Source organism: Pseudomonas sp. BIGb0558 (genome assembly GCF_024807515.1).
Taxonomy (GTDB): Bacteria; Pseudomonadota; Gammaproteobacteria; order Pseudomonadales; family Pseudomonadaceae; genus Aquipseudomonas; species Aquipseudomonas yamanorum_A.
In genome coordinates this window covers 20836-32385 of record NZ_JANUEW010000019.1, presented here as the reverse complement: position 1 = coordinate 32385, position 11550 = coordinate 20836, and the positions used below count along the sequence as shown (strand labels likewise).

Sequence of the window (11550 nt, the reverse complement as noted above, 5' to 3'; positions counted from 1 at the left end):
TGTAATGGGGATGCGCGATTACCGCTTTCCACAACATTCCATTACATTTGCGTGCACGCCTGGCTGACGTTTCGGCTATCTCCTGCCTTTTGAGTTTCGGACGAATTGCCCCATGGCCAAGCAAGACCACTTGTTGATCGTCGATGACGACCCGCAAATCCGCCAGCTGTTGTGCGACTACCTGAGTGACGCCGGCTTCCAGGTGTCCACCGCTGGCGACGGCAAGGAAATGCGCCGCCGCCTGGCGCTGAATGTCATCGACCTGATCGTGCTGGACCTGATGCTGCCCGGCGAAGACGGCCTGAGTCTGTGCCGCGAATTGCGGGTGAGCTCCAACACGCCGGTGATCATGCTCACCGCCAAGGGCACGCTGATCGACCGGATCGTCGGCCTGGAAATCGGCGCCGACGATTACTTGCCCAAGCCGTTCGACCCACGGGAGTTGCTGGTGCGGATCAAGGTAGTGCTGCGCCGGGTGCAGAGTTTTCCGGACCGGGCGCGGCTGGATGAAGCGCCGAGCATCAGCTTCGCCGGCTGGCAACTGGACACCCGGGCGCGGCAACTGCTCTCGCCCGAAGGCGTGGTGGTGAGCCTCGGCAACTCCGATTACCGGGTGTTGCGCCTGTTGTTGCAACACCCCAACCGGCCGCTGAGTCGCGACTTTTTACTCAACCATGTGTTCGACAAGGACAGCACGCCGTTCGACCGCTCGATTGATGTGTGCGTCAGCCGCCTGCGTTCGCAATTGCCGGCCGGGCTGATCAAGACCGTGCGCAACGAGGGCTACATGCTCACCGCCGACGACGTGGCGCCGCAATCGTGAAACTGCTGCCGCGTTCGCTGTTTGGCCGGCTGGTGCTGATCCTGGTCAGCGGCATGCTCGCGGCCCAGGCGCTCACCAGCAGCATCTGGTACGACATGCGCCACGGCCAGGTGCTGGAAATCCCCAGCCGTCTGATCGCCACACGGCTGGCGGACGTGGTGCGGCTGGTGCACAGCGATCCGGCACAGGCTGATGTACTGATCAAGCTGCTCGATACACCGCGTTTTCGCCTGACGCTCAGTGATCAGGCCAGTGATGTGCCGAGCCGCATCAGCGACAGCGACCAGTCCACTGAGCGTCTGCTGAATAAAGTGCTCTCGGAGAAGACCGGCTATACGCAGAACCTGCATTTGTTGAGCCTCAAGTTGCTGGACGCCGAAGGCCAGCACGCGGGGCTTTCGACCTTGCTCGGCTCCAAACCGGTGGTGGGGCAGTTCCTGATTGACCTGCGATTGCCGGACGGGCGCTGGTTACAGGTGGAGGCCACCGAGGAGCAGGGCTGGACCAGTACCTCGCCGATGGACCTGTTGTTCGACTATGTGATGCGTATTTATTTGCTGCGGGTCGTGGTGCTGGTGATCATCGCCCTGGTGGCTGTTCGTCTAGCCATTCGCCCGCTGAATGCTTTGGCCAAGGCGGCTGAAGCGCTGGGCCGGGACATTCAACGGCCACCGCTGGCCGTCGATGGCCCCACCGAAGTGCGCCGCGCCGCCCAGGCGTTCAACGCCATGCAACAGCGGCTGATCGCCAACATTGCCGAACGTACGCGGTTCCTTGCGGCGATTTCCCACGACCTGCGCTCGCCCATCACACGCCTGCGCTTACGTACGGAGATGCTCGACGACAACCGCACCAAGGAGCGTTTTCGCAGCGACCTGGAAGAAATGGAGCACATGGTGTCCAGCACCCTGGATTTTGTCAGCAGCGGCGAAATCAACGAGAAACGCCAGAACATCGACATCAACGCCTTGCTGCAAAGCTTGCAGGCGGACCTTCAGGATGTGGGTGAGACGGTGACGATAGAAGGGCGGGCCAAACAGCCGCTGCCTGGGTATGCCCGCAGCCTCAAGCGTTGTGTGCAGAACCTGCTGGAAAATGCGGTGCGTTATGGGTGCGAGGTGGTGGTGAGGGTTGAGGACAAGGCCGACAGCTTGAAGATTGTGATCAGCGACCGTGGGCCAGGGATTCCCCAGGAACAGCTGGAACAGGTGATGGAGCCGTTTTACCGGGTGGAAGGCTCACGCAATGTGGAAACCGGCGGCTACGGGCTGGGGTTGAGCATTGCGCATACGATTGCCAGTGCCCATGACGGGCGGTTGAGCTTGAGCAATCGGGAGGGTGGGGGATTGGAGGTGGTGTTGCAGTTTCAGCGCAAGGCTCAAGGCTGAGTCAGGATTTTGTGGGGCAGGGAGATAATGTGGAGAGGGAGCTTGCTGTGGTGAGGGAGCTTGTTGTGGTAAGGGGGCTTGCTGTGGCGAGGGAGCTTGCTCCCGCTGGAGTGCGCAGCGCTCCCGCTTTTTTGGGGCCGCTGCGCAGCCCAGCGGGAGCAAGCTCCCTCGCCACAGCAAGCCCCTTTGCCACAACAAGTCACTCATCACAAAAAGGTGCTTATCGCACAGGCATCAAGCCCCGTGGCACTTCTTGAATTTCTTCGCGCTGCCGCACGGGCAAGGATCATTACGACCCACGTCCTTCAAAGTGTTGCGCACCGGCTCCTGGTGAGCGTGGCCGCAGTTCGGGCCGTGGACATGGCCGTGGTCGTGATCATGGTGATCGTGATCGTGGTTGCAGTCAGGACCATGGACATGGGGTTGCTGAGTCATCGATGTCGCTCCGGAATAAAATCGCCGGGGATTATCTCGCCATTGCGCAGCACCCGCACGTCGTTCCCGATAAATAAACCGGTTTTCAACTCGCCTTCAAGACGATAGGGCACGGGCTCCCGTGGATTTTTCAACATATCGACCACATCGCGGATTTGTGGCCACAGGTTGGTACGCACCGAAACCCGGAAGAAAGCGTGGCTGTGGGGCGGCACGGTCAGCCATTCGTTGGACTCGCCTTCGGTCAGCACCATCGTGCCCAGGCTGACCTTGTACACCAGGCCGCGCACGGTCAAATCGTTGTCGTCGCGGTTATCCACGCGAAAGTACAACTTGAACTTCTGCTCCAGCAATTTGACCCGCACGGGGTCAACCTTCACCAGGCGCACCTCGGGGGTGGGGGCATCATCGGCGAACCAGGACGCGCAGCCGGAAAGCCCTAGCATCAATGCCAGCAGAAGGCTGTAAGTCCTGAATACCCGCGCCTGAGAAACCATGCCGTTACTCCGTATGAAGAGTCAGCATAGCAAGCGTGAGCTTACTGGGTATCAATGAATGTCAGAGGTAGCTGGAACAGCACTTCTTGAATTTCTGCCCGCTTCCGCACAGGCAGGCGTCATTGCGTCCGGCCTTCACGTCTACCGTCGGGTCGATGAAGTACCAGTGTTCATTGTTCTGTACGAATGACGAGCGCTCGCGGTGGCTGTGTTCGCCAGTGCTGTCGTGCCAGCGGGCGGTGAAGGTCACGAAGGCATGTTCCGGCTGGCCGCCGAACACCTCGGAGCTTTCCACCGTCAGGCCCAGCCAGGTGCTTTGGGCGCTCCAGGCACCGATGGCAGTCGTGTCCAGCCCGGCTTGTTGCGCAGGCAGGGTGGTTGCCACCAGGTAGTCCACCAGGCCCAGCACATAGGCGCTGTAGCGCGAGCGCATCAAGGCTTCGGCGCAGGGCGCCGGGTGGCCAGCGTGATAGTGGCCGCAGCAGGCATCCAGCAGGTTGCCGCTGCCGCAAGGGCAAATGGATGTACTCATCGGGTTACCACCAATACTTTCCGAAGTTTTGCGGATTGGCCCAGAAGCGGGCGTTCAGCCAATCCGGCACCTGTTTATAGTCAAGCAGATCATAGGTAAACAGCGTCAAAACCTGATCGTCGCGCTGGAAACGCTCGCTGGCTTGCAGGGCCAGGGAGAAGAAGTCGGTGTCTTTCCAGTGGCAGGCGGCCAGGTCCACCAGCACTGCAATGCGGCTGGCATTGAGGTTGCGGATGCCGCCGAGCAGGGTCAGGCCCGCAGGTTTTGACAGGTGTTCCAGGCAGTCGACCACCAGCGCCAGGTCGAAACGCTGGGCCGCGAGGTCGGCGGGCAAGGCGCCGGGCTCGGCAAAGGACACCACGGTATCCGGGTGTGCCTCCTTGAACGCATCCAGCGCCGGGAACTGGCTGGCACCCAATAAAAGCAGGCGTTTGGGCGCGTGTAGATCAAGCAGCGCGGCGAGCGCTTGCTGGGGTGTACGGGCAGAAATACCGGCGGTCATCGAAGATCCTCACATCAGGACCGTAGAGACTAGCCTGCCTGAGCGTGCGGGCCTAGAGCGGGCGGCGAGAATAAACAGCTCGGCCCAATGAATACAGGGGTGTGACACGCTGGCGCAGATGAAAAGAGCCGTCTTTACTCCACTCGTCGGCCCCCGCCGATCCCCTCAGGAGAAAGTCAGATGAGCATCATGCGGACAGCTCTACCCTTGGTTCTGCTAACCGGAGTATTGACAGGTTGCGCAGGCTTGCAAAAAACCGACTGGCCCACGTGTGCCGCAGTAGGCGGTGTGACGGGTGCTGCCATTGGCGCCACCGAAAGCTCAGCCTATGCGGGCTATGGCGCGTTGCTGATCGGCGGCATGGCTGGCGCCTATTGCTGGGTGCATGGCGATGGTGACGAAGACGGCGACGGTGTGCCGGACAGTCGCGACAAGTGCCCAGGCACGCCAAAAGGGGTGCAGGTCGATGCCAATGGCTGCCCACCCGTGCCGGTAGCGGTGGTTCAAGAAGAAGTCGTGGTGGTCAAGGAAGAAACCATCGTGATTCGTGACGTGCACTTCGAGTTCGACTCGGCCAAGCTGACCGCCGCCGACAAAACCAAGCTCGACACCATCGCGACCCGTCTGAAAAAAGAGGCCCCCAGCGCGCAACTGCGGGTCAGCGGGCACACAGACAGCGTCGGTAAAGACGCCTACAACCAAAAACTCTCTGAACGACGCGCTCATTCGGTGACCGACTACCTGGTCAGTTCCGGCATCCCGCGCAGCAGTTTTGTCTCGGTGACCGGCGCCGGTGAAAGCCATCCGGTGGCGGATAACAAAACCGCTGACGGCCGCGCGCTAAACCGCCGCGTGGAAATCCAGATCAACCGCTGACACACCCTCAAGCCCCCTGTGGGATCCCACAGGGGGCCCTTCATCAATTTTTTTAACCTTCACTGGCACAACGCCTGTAGAAGTCGTTACTGTGCGCCCAAAGAATAATGTGCAAGGGGAGCGTGCGGGATGAAGGTGTTTTGGGGGCTGGGGAAGTTTTTGACGTTGCTGTTCTGGGTTGTGGTGGTGGTCAATCTGTTTTCGCCGCTGATCAACCCGTTCCACCTGTTGGTCAGTCTGGCCGGCAGCCTGTTGTTGTTGACCCATCTTCTTGAACTGCTGTTGTTCAACGGCAGTGTGAAAAACCGTGCCCATCCCTGGCGTGACCGCTTGCAGATCCTGCTGGTGGGTATGTTCCATGTGCAGAGCTTTTCGACGCCGACACCGGCTAATGATGTAAACAAGGAGGCCAATCATGCGTAAGGTTTTTCTGTTGGCCCTGTTGGTCAGCCCCATTGCCCTGGCCCAGAGCGTCAGCGTCGAGACCAACTCGTTGATGCGCCTGCCCAACAGCAGCGGCGTTTTGCAGCTGGAGCGGCTGGATGTGGCGGATTACGGCACCTTGCTGATTCCTGCCAATATCACCCAGGTAACGGTGGATGAGCTGCACCTGGGCCGCGAAGCGCGGATCGCCATTGTGCCCGGCAGCACCGCACTGCAATTGCAGGTGCGCCAGGCGCAACTGGAGCATGGCAGCCAGATCACCTCCCGGGGTGCGCCAGGTACCCATGAACGTCCGGCCAAGGCTGGGCGCGATTTGATCTTGCGCATTAACTCGCTGACGGCGGATGAGTTGTCGGTGGATGCTCGTGGCGGTGCCGGTGCCCAAGGGTATGCCGGGCTGGACGGCGCCAACGGCGAAGACCCGGGTTGCACCTGGGGCTCGGCGGGGCGCGGCGCCAATGGCGACAACGGTGGCGACGGGCTGCCGGGTGCGGCGGGCGCGCAGGTTCGGGTCGAGTTGCCGCAGGACTTCCCGGGGGAAAAGATCAAGGTTTGGGTGGACGGCGGTGCCGGTGGCTTGGCGGGCACGGCGGGCAAGCCGGGTAAGGGCGGGCAGTCCAAGGGTTGCCTGGTGTACCGCGCCGATGGCGGCGAGAAGGGCCGGGCCGGGTTGGAAGGCCAGGCGGGGCCAGCGGGGCCTGCGGGTGCTGTGACCGTCCAGAGATTGTAAGTCGCCAGTACCGGCCTCATCGCGGGCAAGCCCGGCTCCCACAGGGAAATGCTTTCCAAATGTGGGAGCCGGGCTTGCCCGCGATGAGGCCCGAAAGGACGCCTCAGAACATCGGCCGAGCCGAAGCAATCGCCACCAGCACCAACCCCACAATCAAGTTAATCCCCACCAGCTTACGAATCTGCCCCAACGCCGCCGCCCCGGCCGGCCAATCCTCAGCCGCCACCGCCGTGCGCAACTCCGGCAGCTTCAACGCCTGAATCCGGATAAACAGCGCCGTCATCACCACATACAAACCCATCATGATCTGCACATAGCGCGGCGCAGTCTCGAACCCGTTGAAGCGCAGTTGCAGCAGGCCGACACCGCTGATCGGTAACACCAGCACCGCGACCCAGACCCACACAAAAAAACGTTGAAACACATTTACCCAGAGTTTCAGCCGGGCAGGCCCGTCCAGCGCGGCCATGGCGGCGGGGCGCAGGATCATCCAGGCGAAAAACATACCGCCGACCCAGATCAGGGCGGCCAGTACATGCAGGGTATAAGCAAGGCTAAACACGGTCATTGAGGTACTCCGTTCTGCGCGGGATTAATTAGCGGGGTATGATAGCGGCCGATCCGAACCACTGAAAATTTATCCAGCGTTTTTTGCGCCCGACTATCCATGATCAGCACTGAACTCAAAACCACGATCCAGGGCGCCTACTCGCGTTTTCTCGAAGCCAAGAGCTTGAAACCGCGGTACGGCCAGCGCCTGATGATCGCCGAAGTAGCCAAGGTCCTCGGGGATATCGACACCGACGACGAAGGCCGGCGCAGTGGCGACCCTGCGGTGGTGGCCGTCGAGGCCGGCACCGGTACCGGGAAAACCGTGGCTTACAGCCTGGCGGCGATCCCTACCGCCAAGGCGGCCGGCAAGCGCCTGGTGATTGCCACCGCCACCGTCGCCCTGCAAGAGCAGATTGTCTACAAAGACCTGCCCGACCTGATGCGCAACAGCGGCCTGAATTTCACCTTCGCCCTGGCCAAGGGCCGTGGGCGCTACATGTGCCTGTCCAAGCTCGACGTCTTGTTGCAGGAAGGCCACGCGCAAACCGCCACGGCCTCGCTGTTCGAAGAAGAAGGCTTCAAGATCGAAGTCGATGAGGTCAGTCAGAAGCTGTTTACCAGCATGATCGAGAAACTGGCGGGCAATAAATGGGACGGCGACCGCGACAGTTGGCCCAACGCCCTGGAAGACGCCGACTGGGCGCGCCTGACCACCGATCACAGCCAGTGCACCAACCGCCATTGCCCCAACTTCGGCCAGTGCGCCTTCTACAAGGCCCGCGAAGGCATGGGCAAGGTCGACGTTATTGTCACCAACCATGACATGGTCCTCGCCGACCTGGCCCTCGGCGGCGGCGCCGTATTGCCCGACCCGCGCGACACACTCTACGTGTTCGACGAAGGCCATCACCTGCCCGACAAGGCCATCGGCCACTTTGCCCACTACACGCGTCTGCGCTCTACCGCCGACTGGCTGGAAACCACTGCCAAGAACCTCACCAAGTTGCTCGCCCAGCATCCGTTGCCGGGCGACCTGGGCAAGTTGATCGAGCAGGTGCCGGAGCTGGCGCGGGAAATCAAGACCCAGCAGCAATTCATGTTCAGCGCCTGCGAACAGGTGGCAGACTTCAAACCCGGCGAAGACGTGGAAGGCCGCGAGCGGCCGCGTCATCGTTTCGTCGGCGGGCTGATTCCCGAGCACATGCGCGAGATGGGTGTCGAGCTGAAGAAGGGCTTTTCGCGCCTGACCGACCTGTTCACCCGCCTCACCGACCTGCTCAAGGAAGGCATGGACGGCGAGGTCAACATCGGCATCGCCAGCAACCAGGCCGAAGAGTGGTACCCGCTGTTTGGCAGCCTGCTGTCCCGCTCCCAGGGCAACTGGGAGTTGTGGACCGCCTTTACCGTCGAAGACCCGGAAGACAACCCGCCCATGGCCCGCTGGCTGACCTTGTCGGAAAGCGGTGCGCTGTTCGATATCGAGGTCAACGCCAGCCCGATCCTGGCGGCGGAAATGCTCCGGCGTAACCTGTGGAACGTGGCCTACGGCGCTCTGGTTACCTCGGCTACGCTGACGGCCTTGGGCACCTTCGACCGTTTCCGCATGCGCGCCGGGTTGCCGAAAAAGGCCGTCACCGCCGTGGTGCCGAGCCCGTTCCATCATGCCGACGCCGGTGTGCTGCGGGTGCCGGACCTCAAGGCCGACCCGCGGGATGCGCCGGCCCACACGGCGGCGATCATCCGCGACCTGCCGTCGCTGGTGGAAGGCTCCCGGGGCACTCTGGTGCTGTTCTCGTCCCGCAAACAGATGCAGGACGTGTTCGACGGCCTCGACCGTGACTGGCGCAAGCAGGTGTTTATCCAGGGCAACCTGTCGAAACAGGAAACCCTGAACAAGCACAAGGCGCGGGTGGATGGCGGCGATTCCAGCGTGCTGTTCGGCCTGGCGAGTTTTGCCGAGGGTGTGGATTTGCCGGGCGCCTACTGTGAACACGTGGTGATCGCCAAGATCCCGTTCTCGGTGCCGGATGATCCGGTGGAGGCCGCGCTGGCCGAGTGGATCGAGGCCCGGGGCGGCAATCCGTTCATGGAAATCTCGGTGCCGGACGCTTCCCTGAAGCTGGTCCAGGCCTGCGGACGCCTGCTGCGTACCGAAGAAGATCGCGGCACCATCACCTTGCTTGACCGGCGCCTGGTCACCCAGCGCTACGGCAAAGCTATCCTGAATGCTTTGCCGCCGTTTCGGCGGGAAATTTCTTAAGACTCGGTGGGCGAAATCGCCCACTTCGTGGTCTATCTCACCATCGCTTCACGTCATCAGGCCAGTCATCGGCCGTTTGGGAGAACCTTGTTCACATGATTCGCACGCTGCCCGCTGTTTTTGCCTTGTTGTTTGCCGCGCCCTTGCTGGCTGCGCCTGCGGGGCAACAAACGTTGTTCAACTTTGTACGGCCCGCCGATGTGGTCAAGGTAGCGACCCAGGACGCCAGCCTGCCGCAATACAACGCCGAACAAACCCCTGAAGGCGAAGTGCTGCGCCGTATTACCTTCAACCCGGCGGCCGAGCCGAGCCTGGTACTCAGCCCGCAAACCGGCGCCTGGGACTGGTCGCAATCCGGTGCCATGAGCTTGCGCATCCAGAGTGCGATGGACTGGGCGTTGACCCTGTACGTCAAGGTGCAGAGCAATGACGGCCGGACGCTGTTCAGTCGTATCGACCTGCCGGCCGGCCCGGCGCAGACGCTGCTGATTCCGCTGCAAGCCAACTCGCCGCTGAGCCAGGGCATGAAGGCTGGCCAGCCGATGCCGATCACCGTCGACGGCCAGCGCGTGTTGCTGGCCAGCAGCGAAGGGGAGATCGATCGCAGCCAGATCGTGTCGGTAACCCTGTCGATGATCAAGCCCAATGTCGCCCAGAGCATCTTGCTGGAGCGCTTCGGCGTGCAGGACATCGAGCCGGTGCTCAAGGCCACCTACAGCGACCTGGTGGATGCCTACGGGCAGTCCACCCGCGCCAGGTGGCCGGAAAAAGTCAGCAGCGACGACCAGTTGAGGGTCGCGGCGGTCAAGGAACAGCAACAGCTCAAGGGCTGGCTGGCCGAGCGCGACAAGGCTTCCCTGGACAAATTCGGCGGCTGGAACAAGGGCCCGGCCTTTGACGCCAGCGGCTTTTTCCGCACCGAGAAGCGCGACGGGCGCTGGTACCTGGTGACTCCGGAAGGCCATCCGTTCTACTCCCTGGGCGTCAACACCGTGGCCCCGGACAACAGCCAGACCTACGTCGCCGGCCGCGAATGGATGTTTGCCGCGCTGCCCAAGGCCGGTGAGCCCTTTGATAAGTACTACGGCAGCGGCGATAACCGTGGCGGCAATGGTGCCGATCAGGGCCGCAGCTTTAATGTCGGGCGCTGGTACGATTTTTACGGCGCCAACCTGCAGCGCACGTTTGCTCAACCCTGTGTGCCGCCAGCGCCTTGCGCCCCGGAAGGCTTCGACCAGAAACGTTGGGTGACCCATGCGCTGGATCGCCTGCAAGCCTGGGGTTTCAACACCGTGGGCAACTGGAGTGCGCCGCAGCTGGCCACCGCTGACCGCGTGCCTTACACCTTGCCGCTGTCGATCGTCGGCGATTACGCGAGCATCAGCACCGGCACCGATTGGTGGGGCGGCATGCCCGATCCGTTCGACCCGCGCTTCGCCATGGCCACCGAACGTGCGGTGGCGATTGCCGCCCGTGACCATCGCGATGACCCGTGGCTGATCGGTTTCTTTGCCGACAACGAACTGGCCTGGGCCGGTCCCGGTGATGATCCGAAGTCCCGCTACGCCCTGGCCTACGGCACGTTGCGCATGACCACCGACGTTCCGGCCAAGCGCGCATTTCTCAAGCAACTGCGGGACAAGTACCGCAACCAGGCCGGCCTGTCCAAAGCCTGGGGCATTGACCTGCCGGCCTGGGAGTTGATGGAAGACCCGGGCTTCGTGCCACCCATGCCGAACCCCGAGCACCCGGAAATCGAAGCAGACTTCAAATACTTCCAGAAGACCTTCGCCGATGCGTACTTCAAGACCATCTCCGATTCGCTGAAATGGCATGCGCCCAACCAGTTGTTGCTGGGTGGGCGATACGCCGTCAGCACCCCGGAAGCCGTGGCGTCCTGCGCGCAATATTGCGATGTACTGAGTTTCAACATGTACACCCTCAAACCTCAGGATGGCTACGATTTCGCGGCACTGCGCGAGTTGGACAAGCCGGTGCTGATCACCGAATTCAACTTTGGCTCGGCGGACCGTGGCCCGTTCTGGGGTGGCGTGACGCAGTTGGCCAGGGAAGAGGATCGCGGGGCTGCCTACGCCAACTTCCTCAAGCAGGCCATGGCCGAGCCGTCGATTGTCGGCGTGCATTGGTTCCAGTACCTGGACCAGCCGGTAACCGGTCGTCTGCTGGACGGCGAAAACGGCCACTTCGGCCTGGTGGGCATCACCGATGTGCCGTTCCAGGGCTTTGTTGACAGTGTTCGCAAAAGTAACCTGGCGGCGGTCGACCAGTTGGGCAAGGAGGCCGAAAAGGCCAAGGTGTCCAGCGCGGTCCACACCGGTGAAGGCGGTAAACCGGGGCATGAGGGCAACGCGGCTGGGCCTGGGGCAGAGCATGCCGGCGGACACTCGGGCAAGGGTCATTGATGGGACCTGATCGACGAGTGCGGGTTCACAAAACACTCAATGGCTGGAACAATGTCGGCCACTTTTTGCGGTACTTTTCCGAGGGGGT

The 11550-nt window shown here is 61.9% G+C and carries 12 protein-coding genes; 7 read left to right on the top strand and 5 right to left on the bottom strand.

Annotated elements, in window-relative coordinates; translation table 11 throughout:
• Nucleotides 1–112 precede the first annotated feature (112 nt).
• Together M2400_RS21140 and M2400_RS21135 are read left to right on the top strand one after the other, a co-directional pair.
• On the top strand, nt 113–823 hold the full coding sequence (locus tag M2400_RS21140; protein ID WP_259199198.1) for a response regulator: 711 nt from the start codon (nt 113–115) through the stop codon (nt 821–823).
• Nucleotides 820–2211: an ATP-binding protein gene (locus M2400_RS21135; protein ID WP_177042073.1), complete on the top strand. Its 1392-nt coding sequence runs from the start codon at nt 820–822 to the stop codon at nt 2209–2211. The genes M2400_RS21140 and M2400_RS21135 overlap by 4 nt, the downstream gene beginning before the upstream one ends.
• Nucleotides 2212–2445: 234 nt before the next feature.
• On the opposite strand, the gene M2400_RS21130 is transcribed toward M2400_RS21135, so the two are convergent.
• The 4 genes from M2400_RS21130 to M2400_RS21115 all read right to left on the bottom strand — a co-directional run bounded on the left by M2400_RS21130 (nt 2446) and on the right by M2400_RS21115 (nt 4177).
• The gene (locus M2400_RS21130; RefSeq protein ID WP_053254769.1) at nt 2446–2646 is read right to left on the bottom strand and encodes an SEC-C metal-binding domain-containing protein; all 201 of its coding nucleotides are present in this window, start codon (nt 2644–2646) and stop codon (nt 2446–2448) included.
• Nucleotides 2643–3143, bottom strand: coding sequence for an LEA type 2 family protein (locus M2400_RS21125; RefSeq protein ID WP_259199174.1), 501 nt, complete (start codon nt 3141–3143; stop codon nt 2643–2645). The genes M2400_RS21130 and M2400_RS21125 overlap by 4 nt, the downstream gene beginning before the upstream one ends.
• Nucleotides 3144–3204: 61 nt before the next feature.
• Nucleotides 3205–3675, bottom strand: a complete 471-nt coding sequence (locus M2400_RS21120) for a YchJ family protein (RefSeq protein ID WP_177079663.1) — start codon at nt 3673–3675, stop codon at nt 3205–3207.
• 4 nt (nt 3676–3679) lie between these two features.
• The gene (locus tag M2400_RS21115) at nt 3680–4177 is read right to left on the bottom strand and encodes a DUF6231 family protein (protein WP_177047281.1); all 498 of its coding nucleotides are present in this window, start codon (nt 4175–4177) and stop codon (nt 3680–3682) included.
• A 180-nt stretch (nt 4178–4357) separates the two neighbouring features.
• Here M2400_RS21115 and M2400_RS21110 point away from each other — a divergent pair, with 180 nt between their 5' ends.
• The 3 genes from M2400_RS21110 (at nt 4358) to M2400_RS21100 (ending at nt 6227) form a co-directional block, all read left to right on the top strand.
• Nucleotides 4358–5053: an OmpA family protein gene (locus M2400_RS21110; RefSeq protein WP_010176713.1), complete on the top strand. Its 696-nt coding sequence runs from the start codon at nt 4358–4360 to the stop codon at nt 5051–5053.
• 129 nt (nt 5054–5182) lie between these two features.
• Entirely contained in the window at nt 5183–5476 is a 294-nt protein-coding gene (locus M2400_RS21105) for a DUF1145 domain-containing protein (protein ID WP_177047283.1), read from the top strand.
• Nucleotides 5469–6227 carry a collagen-like protein gene (locus M2400_RS21100; RefSeq protein ID WP_177115743.1) on the top strand — a complete coding sequence of 253 codons (759 nt, stop codon included), beginning with the start codon at nt 5469–5471 and terminating at the stop codon, nt 6225–6227. The genes M2400_RS21105 and M2400_RS21100 overlap by 8 nt, the downstream gene beginning before the upstream one ends.
• 103 nt (nt 6228–6330) lie before the next feature.
• On the opposite strand, the gene M2400_RS21095 is transcribed toward M2400_RS21100, so the two are convergent.
• Nucleotides 6331–6795: a CopD family protein gene (locus tag M2400_RS21095; protein WP_177047287.1), complete on the bottom strand. Its 465-nt coding sequence runs from the start codon at nt 6793–6795 to the stop codon at nt 6331–6333.
• Between the two features lie 99 nt (nt 6796–6894).
• Between M2400_RS21095 and dinG the strand changes: the two genes are divergently transcribed.
• Both dinG and M2400_RS21085 read left to right on the top strand, forming a co-directional pair.
• Entirely contained in the window at nt 6895–9039 is a 2145-nt protein-coding gene (gene dinG, locus M2400_RS21090; RefSeq protein WP_008432096.1) for an ATP-dependent DNA helicase DinG, read from the top strand.
• A 95-nt stretch (nt 9040–9134) separates the two neighbouring features.
• Nucleotides 9135–11462: a beta-galactosidase gene (locus M2400_RS21085; protein WP_259199121.1), complete on the top strand. Its 2328-nt coding sequence runs from the start codon at nt 9135–9137 to the stop codon at nt 11460–11462.
• Nucleotides 11463–11550: the final 88 nt, after the last annotated feature.